This window comes from Pseudomonas sp. A125, assembly GCF_055409485.1.
The window spans coordinates 52,934-68,060 of the sequence record NZ_JBUZVP010000037.1; the positions used below are offsets into that span (position 1 = coordinate 52,934).

16 protein-coding genes and 1 pseudogene are annotated in these 15,127 nt (G+C 59.4%); 14 read left to right on the forward strand and 3 right to left on the reverse strand.

All coding sequences use genetic code 11. The annotated features are described in order from the left end of the window. Positions 1–137 precede the first annotated feature (137 nt). Positions 138–254 (forward strand): annotated as a pseudogene (locus ACZRN6_RS32395) (type II toxin-antitoxin system RelE/ParE family toxin); the annotation flags it as partial. A 195-nt stretch (positions 255–449) separates the two neighbouring features. Continuing rightward, a complete protein-coding gene (locus tag ACZRN6_RS32400; protein ID WP_017849619.1) occupies positions 450–665 on the forward strand; it encodes a co-regulatory protein PtrA N-terminal domain-containing protein in 216 nt (71 codons plus the stop codon). 162 nt (positions 666–827) lie between these two features. Here the strand turns inward: ACZRN6_RS32400 and merR are convergent, their stop codons facing one another. After that, on the reverse strand, positions 828–1,268 hold the full coding sequence (gene merR, locus ACZRN6_RS32405; RefSeq protein ID WP_003131870.1) for an Hg(II)-responsive transcriptional regulator: 441 nt from the start codon (positions 1,266–1,268) through the stop codon (positions 828–830). A 71-nt stretch (positions 1,269–1,339) separates the two neighbouring features. Here merR and merT point away from each other — a divergent pair, with 71 nt between their 5' ends. The 8 genes from merT to ACZRN6_RS32445 are packed head-to-tail and all read left to right on the forward strand — an operon-like array spanning position 1,340 to position 5,543. Beyond that, complete coding sequence (gene merT / locus ACZRN6_RS32410) at positions 1,340–1,690, forward strand: mercuric ion transporter MerT (RefSeq protein ID WP_017849617.1); 351 nt, start codon at positions 1,340–1,342, stop codon at positions 1,688–1,690. A 13-nt stretch (positions 1,691–1,703) separates the two neighbouring features. Further along, positions 1,704–1,982 carry a mercury resistance system periplasmic binding protein MerP gene (merP, locus tag ACZRN6_RS32415; protein ID WP_003131880.1) on the forward strand — a complete coding sequence of 93 codons (279 nt, stop codon included), beginning with the start codon at positions 1,704–1,706 and terminating at the stop codon, positions 1,980–1,982. A gap of 12 nt (positions 1,983–1,994) precedes the next feature. Further along, a complete protein-coding gene (gene merC / locus ACZRN6_RS32420; protein ID WP_003131881.1) occupies positions 1,995–2,429 on the forward strand; it encodes an organomercurial transporter MerC in 435 nt (144 codons plus the stop codon). A 32-nt stretch (positions 2,430–2,461) separates the two neighbouring features. Beyond that, on the forward strand, positions 2,462–4,141 hold the full coding sequence (gene merA, locus ACZRN6_RS32425; protein WP_031633059.1) for a mercury(II) reductase: 1,680 nt from the start codon (positions 2,462–2,464) through the stop codon (positions 4,139–4,141). A gap of 20 nt (positions 4,142–4,161) precedes the next feature. After that, on the forward strand, positions 4,162–4,581 hold the full coding sequence (locus ACZRN6_RS32430) for a hypothetical protein (protein ID WP_017849615.1): 420 nt from the start codon (positions 4,162–4,164) through the stop codon (positions 4,579–4,581). Continuing rightward, entirely contained in the window at positions 4,578–4,940 is a 363-nt protein-coding gene (merD, locus tag ACZRN6_RS32435; RefSeq protein ID WP_017849614.1) for a mercuric resistance transcriptional repressor MerD, read from the forward strand. The genes ACZRN6_RS32430 and merD overlap by 4 nt, the downstream gene beginning before the upstream one ends. Continuing rightward, positions 4,933–5,169 carry a broad-spectrum mercury transporter MerE gene (gene merE / locus ACZRN6_RS32440; RefSeq protein WP_017849613.1) on the forward strand — a complete coding sequence of 79 codons (237 nt, stop codon included), beginning with the start codon at positions 4,933–4,935 and terminating at the stop codon, positions 5,167–5,169. The genes merD and merE overlap by 8 nt, the downstream gene beginning before the upstream one ends. Then, entirely contained in the window at positions 5,166–5,543 is a 378-nt protein-coding gene (locus ACZRN6_RS32445; RefSeq protein WP_425274543.1) for a DUF3330 domain-containing protein, read from the forward strand. Before merE ends, ACZRN6_RS32445 begins: the two co-directional genes overlap by 4 nt. A gap of 293 nt (positions 5,544–5,836) precedes the next feature. On the opposite strand, the gene tnpC is transcribed toward ACZRN6_RS32445, so the two are convergent. Then, on the reverse strand, positions 5,837–6,199 hold the full coding sequence (gene tnpC, locus ACZRN6_RS32450) for a Tn3 family transposase post-transcriptional regulator TnpC (RefSeq protein WP_017849612.1): 363 nt from the start codon (positions 6,197–6,199) through the stop codon (positions 5,837–5,839). Beyond that, positions 6,199–9,216, reverse strand: coding sequence for a Tn3 family transposase (locus ACZRN6_RS32455; RefSeq protein ID WP_026140367.1), 3,018 nt, complete (start codon positions 9,214–9,216; stop codon positions 6,199–6,201). The genes tnpC and ACZRN6_RS32455 overlap by 1 nt, the downstream gene beginning before the upstream one ends. 57 nt (positions 9,217–9,273) lie before the next feature. Here ACZRN6_RS32455 and ACZRN6_RS32460 point away from each other — a divergent pair, with 57 nt between their 5' ends. The 4 genes from ACZRN6_RS32460 (at position 9,274) to ACZRN6_RS32475 (ending at position 14,772) form a co-directional block, all read left to right on the forward strand. After that, positions 9,274–9,741 (forward strand): replication initiation protein, encoded by a 468-nt coding sequence (locus ACZRN6_RS32460; RefSeq protein WP_249342587.1) that lies wholly within the window; start codon positions 9,274–9,276, stop codon positions 9,739–9,741. A gap of 612 nt (positions 9,742–10,353) precedes the next feature. Further along, the gene (locus tag ACZRN6_RS32465) at positions 10,354–12,108 is read left to right on the forward strand and encodes a type I secretion system permease/ATPase (protein ID WP_212551049.1); all 1,755 of its coding nucleotides are present in this window, start codon (positions 10,354–10,356) and stop codon (positions 12,106–12,108) included. A gap of 7 nt (positions 12,109–12,115) precedes the next feature. Then, positions 12,116–13,450, forward strand: a complete 1,335-nt coding sequence (locus ACZRN6_RS32470) for an HlyD family type I secretion periplasmic adaptor subunit (RefSeq protein ID WP_212551050.1) — start codon at positions 12,116–12,118, stop codon at positions 13,448–13,450. Next, a complete protein-coding gene (locus tag ACZRN6_RS32475; protein ID WP_212551051.1) occupies positions 13,447–14,772 on the forward strand; it encodes a TolC family outer membrane protein in 1,326 nt (441 codons plus the stop codon). Before ACZRN6_RS32470 ends, ACZRN6_RS32475 begins: the two co-directional genes overlap by 4 nt. The last annotated feature ends 355 nt before the right edge of the window (positions 14,773–15,127 follow it).

Sequence of the window (15,127 nt, forward strand, 5' to 3'; positions counted from 1 at the left end):
GTTGGTGACCTTTCCTCGCGATAGCGGAAACGGTTTCATAAAACGGTCGTTTTTCGAAACTATCCAGACGTTGCAAGGGTTTGCGGGGCAGCGACTGAGCTTAAGTGCACTTTCTGTTCCGTTGCTCCCCCAACCCCTATTTCCAGCAGCGAGGTGATGAATTCGTTTTGCTGTTGTGCGGCGGCGACAAAAGCAGCCAAAGCCGTGATATTGAAGCGGCTAAAAAACTCGCCAGCGAGTGGAGGTCAGAATGAGCGAAAAAATTTACGACTACGACCCAGCAGCAGCCCTAGACGGCCCTGAAGCAATCGCCGTCTTCATGGCGGAGCCCTGCCATTTCCTCTCAGCGCCATAATCCAGGACCTTCATCTCCTCTCTCCTTGATTCCGTACTTAACTACGGAGGTAGAGTTGAATCGTGGATCGAAAACCCGAGAGGAGATCGCCGTTATGAAACACCTAAGACTGCTGCTGGTAGTGGGTGCGACTCTGCTGTCATCCACCGTATGGGCCGAGGGCGGGAGCGACCGAGCGATTGAGCGAATTGCTGCACGCGAGAGGGCTGAAGCGACCCTGGTGGCGGAAACCGTCAAGGAGATTAAGCAACTGGGCCCCACGGCGGCAGGCCGTAGCGAAGCGCAGCCCGCCTGTCCGCCTGCAAAGTAGAGCCTGTGCTACTCGACCAGATGCAACGTGAGCCCACTCTGCTGAGGCGCGAGGGCAAATAGCAATACCAAACTGTGCCCTTTGCAAGTGCTCCTTTGGCCATTCAGCGGCGCTCATTGAGCGCCGCTTTTTTCTAAGCGCAAGCCGACCAACAGGGGCGCCTTACGCAACGGGAAATCCTCGGTTAACGCCCGAGTTGTCCCCATGCAGCGAAACGATCAGCGGACAGGAAACAGTCCCGTGGCTCGCACAACAGTCGTGAACCAGTTGCTCCAAAACTGACTCGATCCGTCGCAGATCCGCGAGCTTGCCACGCACATCCCCAAGCTTCTGCTCGGCGAGCACACGCGCTTCATCGCAGTGAGCACCGTCATCCAGCCTCAACAGCCCGGCCACTTCATCGAGGCTAAAGCCCAGCCGTTGCGCGGATTTAACGAATTTCACCCGGGCGACATCCGCCTCACCGTAACGGCGAATGCTGCCGTAGGGCTTGTCCGGTTCGGGTAACAGCGCCTTGCGTTGATAGAACCGGATGGTTTCCACGTTGACCCCGGCCGCCTTGGCGAAAGCGCCAATGGTCAGGCTTTCCAAATTGTTTTTCATACCGCTTGATTCCGTACATGACTACGGGACTAACCTTAAACCATCGATCAAATGCTCGAAAGGAGAAATGCATGTCTGAACCATCAAACGGGCGCGCCCCTCTTGTCGCCGGGGGGCTTGCGGCGATTCTCGCCTCGGCTTGCTGTCTCGGGCCGCTGATTCTGATCGCACTGGGATTCAGCGGGGCCTGGATCGGTAACCTGACCGTGCTGGAACCGTACCGCCCGCTCTTCATCGGCGCGGCACTGGTGGCGCTGTTCTTCGCCTACCGGCGCATTTTCCGCCCCGCTCAAGCCTGCGCACCGGGCGAGGTCTGCGCCATCCCTCAGGTACGTACCTCCTACAAGCTGCTGTACTGGCTGGTGGCGGCCTTGGTGCTGGTCGCGCTCGGCTTCCCCTACATCCTTCCCTTGTTCTACTGATCAGGAGTTCACCATGAGAAAACTGCTCGCATCCTTAGCCCTCGCCAGCCTGGTCGCCACACCCGTCTGGGCGGCCACGCAGACCGTCACCCTGGCGGTGCCGGGCATGACCTGCGCCGCCTGCCCGATTACGGTGAAGACGGCGTTGACCAAGGTCGATGGCGTGACCAAGGCTGAGGTGAGTTTCGAGAACCGCGAGGCCATCGTCACCTTCGACGATACCAAGACCAATGCCCTGGCGCTGACTAAGGCGACCGAGGACGCTGGCTATCCGTCCAGCGTCAAGCAATAGGAGGGACTTCCGATGGCAAATCCTCTCAATCTGTTCACGCGGATCGGTGACAAAGCCGGCTCCGTCGGCGTGCTGATTTCTGCCATAGGCTGCGCCATGTGCTTTCCCGCCCTTGCTAGTCTGGGGGCCGCGTTCGGTCTGGGCTTTTTGAGCCAGTGGGAAGGCCTGTTCATCACCACGCTGCTGCCTCTGTTTGCTGGACTGGCTCTGCTCGTCAATGCCCTCGGCTGGCTCAATCATCGGCAGTGGCGACGGACTGCGCTCGGCCTGATCGGTCCTACCCTGGTACTGGCAGCGGTATTTTTTATGCGGGCTTATGGCTGGCGGAGCGGTTGGCTGCTCTATATCGGCCTGGCCCTCATGTTTGGGGTGTCGATATGGGATCTCGTGTCGCCCGCTCATCGCCGTTGTGGGCCGGATGCCTGTCCGACGCCGCCAAACCAGTGAACCTGACAAGAGACGATCTAATGAGTAACGAAATGACCGAACTGAAAATCATTGGTATGACCTGCGCCTCCTGTGTCGTGCATGTGAAAGAGGCCTTGGAGAAGATTCCGGGCGTGCATCGGGCGGATGTTTCCTACGCCAGCGGGAAGGCCGAACTGAAGGTCGACGAGGGCGCAAGCCGTGAGCAGATGCAGGCCGCTGTCGAGGCCCTGGGGTATCGAGCGGCGTTCGAAGACGCCATGGTACAAGCCCGTCCTGGCCTGCTCGATAAGGCACGGGGTTGGTTGAGCAGCACTGACGCCGGGAAAGAGGGCGACAAGCTCCACGTCGCGGTCATCGGCAGTGGTGGCGCCGCCATGGCGGCCGCGCTCAAGGCGGTGGAAGGCGGTGCCCGCGTCACCCTGATCGAGCGCGGCATCATCGGCGGCACCTGCGTCAACGTGGGCTGCGTGCCCTCCAAGATCATGATTCGTGCCGCGCATGTGGCCCATCTGCGCCGCGAGAGCCCGTTCGACGCCGGGCTTTCCGCCATGACGCCGACCGTCCTACGCGAACGTCTGCTCGCGCAGCAACAAGACCGTGTCGCCGAACTGCGCCACGCCAAGTACGAAAGCATCCTGGAGAGCACGCCGGCGATCAGCGTGCTGCGCGGCACCGCCCGTTTCCAGGACGGCCACACGCTCAGCGTGAAACTGGCCGAGGGTGGCGAGCACATCGTAGCCTTCGACCGCTGCCTGGTCGCCACCGGCGCAAGCGCGGCCGTTCCACCGATTCCAGGACTGAAAGACACGCCGTACTGGACCTCAGACCAGGCACTGGCGAGCGATACAATCCCTAAGCGGCTCGCCGTGATCGGCGCCTCCGTAGTGGCAGTGGAACTGGCGCAGGCCTTCGCCCGGCTGGGTAGCGAGGTCACGATCCTGGCACGCAGTGCGATGTTCTTCCACGAAGACCCGGCCATCGGCGCGGCGGTGACGGAGGCCTTCCGTATGGAGGGCATCGAAGTGCTGGAGCAAACGCAAGCCAGCCAGGTGTCCCACGCCAACGGCGAGTTCGTACTGGCCACCAACCATGGTGAGTTACGTGCCGACCAACTGCTCGTCGCCACCGGCCGCACGCCCAATACCCAGGGCCTGAACCTGGAAGCGGCCGACGTGCAGCTGGACGAGCGCGGCGGCATCCAGATCGACGAGCGCATGCGCACCAGCGCAGCGGATATCTATGCGGCCGGCGACTGCACCGACCAACCGCAGTTCGTCTACGTCGCGGCAGCGGCTGGCACCCGCGCGGCAATCAACATGACCGGCGGCGAGGCCAAGCTCAATCTCGACGTCATGCCGGCCGTGGTGTTCACCGATCCGCAAGTGGCCACCGTCGGCTACAGCGAAGCCGAAGCGCAGCACGCCGGGATCGAAACCGACAGCCGCACCTTGACCCTGGACAACGTGCCGCGCGCGTTGGCCAACTTCGACACGCGGGGTTTCATCAAGTTGGTTGCCGAAGCGGGCTCCGGCCGACTGCTGGGAGTGCAGGCTGTGGCCCCGGAAGCAGGAGAACTGATCCAGACGGCGGTACTCGCCATCCGCAACCGTATGACCGTGCAGGAATTGGCTGACCAGTTGTTCCCCTACCTGACGATGGTCGAGGGACTGAAACTCGCCGCACAGACCTTTAACAAAGACGTCAAACAATTGTCCTGCTGCGCAGGGTAATGAGAGAGGGAGGTTGAAACATGAGCAACACGGCAGACGATCTCGGTAGGTGCGACAGCCTACGCAAGACATGGCAGTTGGTCAGCTTCTGGGGCCTGCCTGCCGTCGTGGCGACGATAGCGATTGTTCTGTCTAATCGACGCCCCGCGTTGTTCCTGGCAGCAGGCGCCGCGCTGGCCGTGATGGGCGGCGCCTGCCTGGTCAACGCCACGCGTTGTCGCCGCCTTCACTGCTACATAACGGGGCCTCACTTCCTGTTGCTCGCAGTTGGTGCGCTATTGGCTTATGTGTTTGACCAAAACGGCGAGCATCTCTCCAGGTTGTGGCTGCTACTGGCTCTGGGAGCTGCACCGTTGCTCATCTGGCTACCTGAGCGCCTAGCCGGAAGGAAATATCTGAGCGCCCCAGTTTGCGGTGAAGGTCGGGAGTGTCGGCGATGAATGCCTACTCCATATCCAGATTGGCCGAGGACGCGGGCGTCAGTGTCCATATAGTCCGAGATTATATGCTGCGCGGCTTGCTGCACCCCGCGCGGCGCACGGAAAGCGGTTACGGCATTTTCGATGAGCGGTCCCTGGCGCGGCTGTGCTTCGTACGTGCCGCCTTTGAGTCCGGTATCGGGCTCGACGAATTGGCGCGGCTCTGTCGAGCGCTCGATGCAGACGATAGTACCGATGTGATCGGGTGTATCGACCGCTTGCTTGGGCAAATCGCGACCCGGCTGGCAGCTTTAGACGCAGTGAAAACGGAGTTGGCCGGGCTGACTCATCGTGCCATCGAAGGTCACACCCATGCGTAATACCAACCAATCCGAATCAATCAAGATGCCCCGCTGGCACGCCTACACGTGGGGTGTGCTCGCCGCGCTCACTTGCCCCTGCCATCTGCCGGTGCTGGCATTACTGCTCTCGGGGACTGCGGCCGGGGCCTTCGTCAGCGAGCATTGGAGCCTCGCGACGCTCGTGCTGACGGTTCTCTTCGTCCTCTTCCTGAGAGCGGCTCTACGGGCCTTTCGGAAGCGGGCGTGACCCGCTCGGAGCACGGCGCGGTCTCCGCTGCCGAGTTGCGGCAGGCTTGGGAGCGTTGGGAATTGTTGCTGCACTGCCAGCCGCAGGTCGATCTGCGCGCAGGTTCGATCGCAGGTGTGGAAGAGTTACTAGGTTTTCTTGGACGATGGAGAAACCCCATCATGAACGCAAACGACACCCCCACTATCAGTTGCTGCGAATGTTGCAAGGAAATTTCCCTTGACGCCGCACTGACGCCGGAAGGTACCGAGTACGTCGTGCACTTCTGTGGCCTTGAATGCTATCAGCGCTTCATATCGCGCGCGGATAAGAGAGCGGCATCCGAGCCTGATCACCCCTGCACACCAGAGGTCAGTACCCGTCACGACGACTAATCTTTGCCTCTGGAAAGTGGCTCTGGTTTTTTTTAGAAAGCGTGAGTCCATTGAGATTTAATGCAAGTCCGCTCGTGGCTAATGTAAGCCCGAAGGCTTCGTCAGTAGTTTTATCTAGGCCGATGCCCGGGAGGATGGCAGCGTGCCTACAGGGCGTCAAAACCGGCTACCCAGAGTCAAATTCACCCCACAGTACAGCGATGCTATAGAGTTACTCGTCAGTCCTGCAGCATCAGTTTTACTCTGCACCTCCATTGTATTCAGTCTGCCGGCAGCCCATTTGCACGAATAGTCTAGTCCTGATAGTCAGGAGCAAGCGCTGCCAAAGGAGCAACGTGTTTAGAACCCGCCTGCAAGCATGAACATAAAGCAGAAATATCCTCTTGAAGGGCCATCGCCTGCGCCCAAATACTGTCGACATCACTGGTAGCCACAGTGAGGGGGAAACCTTCCAGTACCGTCATGGCCATGCCATGCAGGCGTAGGAAGTCTTCTCGAATGCTGCCGACCCCTCCGATTTCAGCAAGGCAGGCATCCAGCCGGTCGACCAAGTTGAGCAACTGAGCGGTGTCGTAGCTTGCACGCAGAGAGTCGAGTACCTTGGTATCGACGTCCCCATAAGGTGTCACGCGGAACGAAGCTGGCGGGATATGCATCAGTTCGTCACCTCAACGTTGCTGTCAGACATCTGTTTCGCACGCATTGATCCCGCAGCCTGCTGGAAAATGGAATCCTTGATCCAGGGTTCCGGTGGGCGTTTGAGTTTCAGGTTGAACTCCCCAAAACGTTTGACATTGCTGGTTAGGTAGGGGCTGAGAAACGATACGTCGTCGTCAGTGAACTGCCAGCCATCACGGGCGAGCTTCTGCAGGATGCGCATCATGTCCACGGTGTTCTGCAGGATCACCGACGAGGCCACCATGTCGTTGTAGCGCAGGCGTTTCTGTTGCTCGTCCGGATCGTTTTCGGCGATCACGTCACCGCCAAAGGACAGCCACTTAGAGAAGCCGTTGTAGGACTCGATCTTATTGGTGTTGGCGGTGACTTCCTGGCGCAACTCGCGGCTGCCGATCCAGTTGAGTAGGAAGATCGTCCGGATCACACTGCCCAGCGCTTGCGCGGCATGATAGAGCTTGTTGCGCCGACTGTAGGAGCCAAGTTTGCGCAGCAGCATAGGTGAGGAAATCTTGCCGGCCTGGATTGACAACGCGACCTGCATCAGATCCTGCCAGTGGGTTTCGATCAGGTGCCAGTCGGCGGTGTCGGTGAACAGACGGTTGATGTGTTTATACGAAACGCCGCGATCTGGCCGGCACATCACCAGGTCGCGCCAGTTGCGGATACGCGGCATCAGATTGATGCCCAGCAGATGAGTGAAGGCGAACACCGTGGCCGACTGGCCCTGGGTGTCAGAGTACACCGTATCGGGTTCGACGCTGAGGTCGACCTTGAGCAACCCCTCAATCACATAGATTGCCTCCCAGATACCAGGCGGGATGAAGTGCTGGAACACCGCGATGTAGTTATTGGCCACGTGTCGGTACGCCACGGCCCCCATCTTGCGATAGCGGAAGTGGTAGCCGGCCAGCAGATTGTCGTCATAGAAGTCGAACTGCGTACCGTCCGCGGCCACCGCCTTGCCATCGCCCCAGAGCTTGGGCAGGTCAAGTTGCAGATAGAGTTCCACCAGCTCGCGGTTAGCCTTGTCTAACTTCTCAAGCGAGAGATGGCGGCGATTCGTATAGGACAGCATGTGCGGCGTGACATTACCGGCCAGATGCCGTGCGGCCTGGTTGGGGCCAAGGTTGCAGCCCATGGCGAAGATCGTCATCAGGTAGCGCTCGGCCGGTTCTTTGAGCTTTGGCTCGTTGCCGGACATCGGCCCGAAATGCCGAGTGAACTGAATCCAATGCTCAATGTTGGCCATGATGTCGAGCACGTGCCTGGCCGGCATGCGCTGCATAAGCGCCGTCTGTAGCGAGATGGCCGAAGGCGGGATGTCCCGCGCTATCACTCGGCGTAGCACCGGTTCGCCGGCTTCATTGATCGATACGTCACCTCGGCAAGAAGGGAATTTTTCATCCAGATGCTGCGCGGTTTCCTCCAGCTGAATCTTGAGGGAGGCGACAAACTCCTTCGCCGTGCCAGGCAGCCCCACCTTTTCGCAGTAGGCCGGTAGACGATGGAAACATTCTTCCCAGGGCAGCAACTGCTTACGGTAGTCGGCGAAAGATTCCGACCCCAGCACGCACATATCACCCGAGCGCAGCTCACTGGCCAGGTAAGAGAACACGCAGACTTCCAGATAGCGCCGGTTGGTAGGTGGCCCTTCACTGGCAGGACGACGCACGACCTTAACCCAGCGCTCCGACGCAAACGACAAGTCGACATGCTCGTCGATCCACTCGCGGTGTAGATTTTCGCTGTCCTGGATGAGCTGAAGCGCCTGGATAAGTGAGCGATCCTGAGTCGTGGGTTCCAGTTGAAGAAGGTGGCTCAGACGGAACAACAGCGAGCGATGGGACTTGAAGTGCTTCCAGATCAGCGGCAGGTAGTTGTTACCGCCCGTAGCCTGGACTTCGGCGCAAGTCTCGCGCAACCGATCCAGGTTGCCATCGGGAGAGAGGAATTCCCGGATCAGACTGCCAGCCTCCTGGTCATCCGGTTCCTGAACAAGAATCTGCACCACGCCATCCAGGGTGGCCGCCAGTTGCTCCAGCTTCTGGCGTTGCCGCGCCTGGATTTGCTCCAACTCCTCCTTGGCGCGTTTGTGGATCGTCGAAATCCGTCGGATGAACATCTCGGCCAGGTGATCCCGAGTTCGCACCCGCATCCGATAGATCAAGGCCAGCATCAGTGTGTAGCGTTTCGGCAGCGAGCAGTCCTTCAGCTCGGCGACGTCCGACGCGGCGGCTTGGGTGGCGAAGTGGCGGATCTTAGCATCGACGACCCCCTCAAGAATGGCATCCAGATCTCCGAAGCTCTCTAACCACGCCAGGTGGTCGATCAACACCTCCAGGTGCTTGCGGGAAGGCTTCTTGGGTGCCTGCTTGAGTGCGTTGAAGTCACTCTGCCGACGCCCGAAATCCGTGTCGAGCAGCTCCTTTAGCTTGTAGATCACCTCGATTGGCGCTCGGAGCACGATCAGGTTGAAGGTAACTTCCTGAGCACTCGCCAAAGCGGTTTCTGCGATGTTGTTGAGCGTCGAATAAGCCGGAAGCTCATAGCCACGCTGAATCAGCTCATCAAGCATGGCATTAATGAGATCGACTCGCTGCTCAAGCACTACAGCGCAGTCACGTGCGATTTCCTCAGTGATCGCTAGCCCGTCGCTGCTATAGAAGGGTGTAACCTGCAGGTACTGCCGAACCGCCGCTTGGTGTCGGTAAAGGGTGCGGGGGTTGCTGTAGCGCGGAGCTATTCGTGCGCCGTAGCGAAGGCATTGTCGGACATGACTGATGAGCTCCTGAGGAAGCTCCTCGAACGGAACAAAATAGTGTAGCTGCTGAAACACCTTTAGTTGGATTGCCAGCCCAATCGATAGCGCTGGACTCTTAGCGGTGTTATTGACCCATTCGATCTCTGAATCAGACAGGGAATAGCATCGATGCAGCTCCTTAGCTGGCAACTGACTGGGCAAGAGCGGGTAGGCTGTCCTTTCCACCGAAGCCATTGAGTTCATCCCCCAAGTAAGGCAAAACATCAGCATAGACGGCTAGTCAGGCGGGGGATGACCAGCAATCAAGAACTCAATAAATTTCCTTTTAGTTCAATATCTTGCAGAACGAATGTCCTAATTTTTGCCTTATCTCGGCATAACCCCAACAGCAAGCTGACCTCCTACGATCTGCGGCGCGTGGCTAATCTCAATTCGATGCACAGCTTCCGCTTGTTTGAACTCATGATGCAGTTCAAGAGCACCGGCGTTCTGGTGATCGAGGTCGAAAGGTTGCGTATCCTTCTGGACCTGGGCGACAGCTACAAACGCTTCAACAACCTGCGTCAGCGAGTCATCACGCCGTCGATCAACGAGATCATGGCCAAGTCCGGAATCGCCATCACCTACGAGACGGTGACCGAAGGAAAAACCGTAAAAAGCCTGGTCTTTCGTTTCCACGAAGCGGCTCAGCTGCGGCTTTCATTGGGCGATACCCTTGAGCCATTGCCTGAAAATCCACTTGAGATACTTAAAGATTAGCTTTTAAAACAACAACTTATGTATTAGATAGCTAGTTATATAGCTATCTATCTAGCTAAGTACTTGGCTGTCAAGGCTGGCTTGGCCTATAGCCAGAATTTGTAGTCGATAGCCCTGTTTCCCCTTCGCACACTCCCGGCTTTACTTTCTGCATCCTCCCCTTCAACCCGTATGCCTGAGCCTGCCTGCATGACCCGCGTGTCGATGAAAAACACCTGAAAGCGACGTAAAAAGCGGGGTTCAGGGCGATATCCAACGCTCGTGATAGATATCAATCTATATAGATAGCTATCTTTATATGGCTAAAACCAGTCTTATTCAGACACTCACGGACGACAAAATGTGTAGCCGGAATTTGTAGTCGATAGGCTTTTATGAGCAGTCCATGTACCTGAAACCAGGCAAACAGCAGGGCCACTGTCCTGCTCGTCGATATCATCGAAACAGGTTCAAGATCAGGTCGCCCAAGCCGATTAAATAGGTGTATGGACAGCCCTAGAGCCGTTCGCTTGCCAAAGTGCTAGCATCCGCCGGCATCAAACGGGTACCGCGTGATGCTGGCAGAACGGGCCACTGTCCTTTTCCTTATCGTGATTTTATCTCCTGGACTCTATGCGATTCTTTTTCGATCCCAAGCGAGATATCGACGCAGCGCTGCTGCGTTATCGTCGTCTTTTCGGAGTGCTGGCCCTGTTCAGCGGGGTCATCAACCTGCTGATGCTGGTTCCTTCTGTTTATATGATGCAGGTCTTCGACCGCGTCCTGACCAGCCGTAACGAAACCACGCTGCTGATGCTCAGCCTGATCCTGCTGATCTTCTTCGCCCTCAGTTGCGCCCTGGAGTGGGTGCGTGGCCAGGTCATGATCAAGATGAGTGCCGGCCTGGACACCCAGTTGGGCGAGCGGGTTTTCGACGCCGCCTTTCAGCGCAGCCTCAAGGAACACAGTGCGAACCCGGCCCAGGTGCTGAGCGACCTGAACAGTATTCGTCAGTTCGTCACAGGTCCTGCGTTGATTGCGCTGTTCGATGCGCCATGGTTGCCGATCTATGTGATTGCCACCTTTCTGTTTCATCCCTTGCTTGGGGTCTTCACCGTGGTCGGCTCGTTGATCCTGGCGGGGCTGGCCATCTGGAACGAGCTGACCACGCGCAAGAGCATGAGTGAAGCCAACCGCTTGTCGGTCGCCTCTTCCAGTTACGTGAACGGCACCCTGCAGAACGCTGAGGTCATTCAGGCGATGGGCATGCTCCAGCCGTTGCGCAGCCGTTGGTACAACGTCCAGCAGCGGGTCATCAACGAACAGGGCGAAGCCAGCGACCGTAGCTCGCGCATTGCTGCGATTTCGCGTTTTATCCGCATGACCTGGCAATCCCTGGCCTTGGGCCTGGGCGCCATATTGGTGATCGAGAACCAGATTTCCGCCGGCGTCATGATTGCGGTATCGGTGCTGTTGGGGCGGGCCATGGCGCCGGCCGAGGCACTGATCGGTTCATGGAAGCAGATGGGCAATGCCAAGAGCAGCTATGAGCGTCTCAACCGCCTGCTCAACGAGTTTCCCAAGGACACGCTGCGCATGCCGCTGCCGGCACCGACCGGTGCCCTGAGCATCGACAAACTGGTCATCACCCCACCCGGCATGCAACGCCCGGCGGTCAATGGCGTGACCTTCAAACTGGCCAAGGGCGAAGTGCTGGCGATCATTGGTCCCAGTGCGTCGGGCAAATCATCCCTGGCGCGGGCCATGGTCGGTATCTGGCCGGCCAACCATGGCTCGGTGCGCCTGGACAACGCAGAAGTCAGCCAATGGTCGCGCGAGGCACTGGGCCCGCACCTGGGCTATCTGCCGCAGGACATCGAGCTGTTCGACGGCAGCATTGCCGAGAACATCGCCCGCTTTGGTACCGTGGACTCAGACAAGGTCATTGAAGCGGCGCAGATGGCGGGTATTCACGAAATGATCCTGCACTTCCCCAAGGGCTACGACGCCATGCTGGGCAGCGGCGGACTGGGTTTGTCCGGCGGCCAGAAGCAGCGCATCGCCCTGGCCCGCGCGCTTTACGACGCCCCCTCACTGGTCGTGCTCGACGAGCCCAACTCCAACCTTGACGAAGCCGGCGAAGCCGCACTGGTGCAGGCGGTGCGCAAGCTCAAGGAGAAGGGCAGCACCGTGGTGCTGGTAACCCACAGGCCGAACATCCTGGGGGTGGTCGACAAGCTGCTGTTCCTCAAAGAGGGCGTTCAGCAACTGTTTGGCCCACGCGATCAGGTGCTCAAGACCCTGGTACCGTCAGCGGCCCCGAAAGCTGCGGCCTCCAGTGCCAGCCCGGAAGTCAGCAACCCTGAAGCCAGTAATCAAAAAGCCTGAGGCATCCATGCAAGTCAGTCAGAACGACCAGTCGACCCCGGTCTCGACGCCCGATGCCGATGCCTCCAGGATCGCCCGTATCGGCGTCTGGTGTTTGCTGCTGGGCCTGGGCGGGTTTTTCCTCTGGGCCGGCTTCGCTCCGCTCGATCGTGGCGTGGTCGGGCCAGGCTCTGTGGTGGTGGCCGGCGAGCGTAAAACCGTGCAATCGCGCAGCGGCGGCATGATCGACCGGATTCTGGTGCGTGAAGGTGACCAGGTGCAGCAGGGCCAGGTGGTCATGCAGCTCAACACCGTGCAGACCAAATCGCAGCTCGACGTTGCCGTGGGCCAGTGGCTGAGTGCGCGTGCGGTCGAAGAGCGGCTGATGGCCGAGCGCCTGGACCGCGATCGCATTCAGTGGTCAGCCGATTTACTGGCCCGTGCCGACGATCCGCGGGCCAAGGCGTCGATGGAACTGCAAGGCTACCTGTTCGCCACCCGGCGCGCAGAGCTGGCCAGCCGCTTGCAAATCAACCAGCACGAAATCGCCTCGTTGAACGAACAACTGGCAGGCTACGAAGAGATCAAGCGCAACCACACGGCGCAGCTGCAGTTTCAGCAACAGGAACTCAAAGGCCTGCGCGAACTGGCCCGCGAAGGCTATCTGCCGCGTAACCGCTTGTTCGAAGCCGAAAGCAATGCCGCCCAACTGAGCGCGCAACTGGCCTCGACGATTTCCGACATCGGTCGTACTCGTCAGGGACTCAACGAGAGCAAGCTCAAGGTCCTGCAGCAAGGCCAGCTGTTTCGCAGCGATGCCGAATCGCAGCTGACCCAGGTGTCGGCCCAGAGCTCAAGCCTGGCCGACCAGATCAAGTCGCTGGAATTCGAGGTCAATAGCGCATCGATCCTGGCCCCGGTCGCCGGCCAGGTGATGAGCCTTGCGGTACACACCGTCGGCGGCATCGCCCAGGCGGGTCAACGGCTGATGGACATCGTCCCGCAAGGCTCCAGTTGGGTGGTCAAGGCGCAATTTCCGCCCATGATGGCCGACCGGCTCAAGCCCGGGCTGGTCGTGGACCTGCGCTTTGGTTCGTTGCAGCGCGTGCACACCCCGGTCATCGTCGGCAAGGTCGCGACGGTGTCGCCCGACCAGTTGATCGACGAGCACACCAACTCGCCGTATTTCTCGGTAGAGGTCTCGGTCAACCCCGAGCAGGTCGAAGAACTGCACGACCTGGGCCTGGACATCAAGCCGGGCATGCAGGCCGAAGTGCTGGTCAAGACCGGCGAGCGCACCCTGGCCAACTACCTGATGCAGCCGATCGCCGAGCGTATGGCCGGCGCCTTCAAGGAGGAATGACCGTGCGCATCCCTGTTGCCGTGCTCACGCTGCTGTGTTCGTGCCGTCTGCTGGCCGCCGATGATTCACTGTCGCTGGTCGCGCTGTACGATGCATCCCGTCTCAACGATGCGGCCTATCAGGTCGCCAATCATGACTATGAGGCCTCACGCCAGGAAGAAGCCATCGGCCGCAGCGGCCTGCTGCCACAAGTGGCGATCAACTCGCGCTACGGCCATGGCGGCAAGTTCAACAAACAATCGGCAGCCAACAGCGGTGAAGACCAGTTCGCCTCCGACAGCATTGCCCTGACCGTCAGCCAGCCGCTGTTCGACAAGGGCCGCTGGGCCGCCTATGAACAGGCCAAGGCCCGCGCCCGGCTCGGTGAGTTTCAACATGACAACGCAGGGCAAGCGCTGTACGACCGGGTGGTACAGGCCTACTTCGACGTGGCGCAGGTCGAAAACGAACTGAAACTGACCTCACAGCAAAAGGCCTCGATCGAGGGGTTGGCCAAGCAGTCAAAACGTCTGTACGAGGCCGGTGAAGGCACCATTACCGACCTGGAAGAGGCCCAGGCACGCCTGGATGCGATCAAGGCCCAGGAAATTGAAGCGCAAGCCCGGCGCCGCGCCGCGTTGCGCAAACTTTCGGGCAGGGCCGGCATTGCCGTGAGCGACATCCAGCCCATGCAGGAACCATCACCGGCCAACGCCTTGCTGGCACCCGAAGAAGACCTCGACTACTGGATGCTCAAGGCCGATCAGGCCGCAGCTGAACTGGGCGTCAGCCGGGCCACGATCAAAGTGGCCGAAGCCAACCTGAAACTGCAGAAGTCCGCGCATTACCCCACCGTCGCCCTGAGCGGGCGTATGGCACGGGTCGACCAGAGCGACATCAACGAACTGTCCCAGCGTCAGTCGACTTACTACGTCGGCGTGGTCGTCGATATTCCGATCTATCAGGGCGGCGGCGTCAGCGCCTCCTCGGAAAAGGCCCGCTCAGCCCTGGAAAGCGCTCGCTCCAGCTACGACGCGCAACTGCAGCAACTGACCGAAGACGTCGAAGCCAACTATCTGGGCGTGGTGGCGGGCTTTGAAAAGATCAGGGCGCTGATCACCGCCGTGCGCTCCAGCCAGATCGCATTGACCTCGGCTGAAAAAGGCTACCAGGCCGGCGTGCGCTCGACCCTCGACATCCTCGATGCCCAACAACGCCTGTTCTCGGCCCGCCGCGACCTGCTCGACACCCGCCTGGCCGTGCTGCAAAGCTACGTCAATCTGCACACCCGCACCGGCCAGATGACCCGCAGCAAACTGGAAAGGGTGCAGGGGCTGTTTTGAGCCCGTCGTGGCCCTTACAGGAGTGCGCTTGCCGGAATGCCGGGCCACCGCGACCGAGTGTGCTAGTGCTCGCAAAATATCGGAAACCCTGAAAATTGACGACCACTAACGCAGCCTGTCGCGGGCCAGCGCGCGCATCAAATGCAACGCAGAACTCTCTGATTAATCGCATTCGTATCAACTGTTCTCAAGCCAAATGCGCGTCAGCCTTCAAGGCTTGGCGCATTCTGGCCTTGATACTGAGTACGACACACATTACGTAGCAACTGTGTTCTCAAGCCAAATGCGCGGCAGCCTTCAAGGCTTCGCGCATTCTTGCGTTAAGCATGGTGACCAGCTTGCGAGCAGCGGCTAC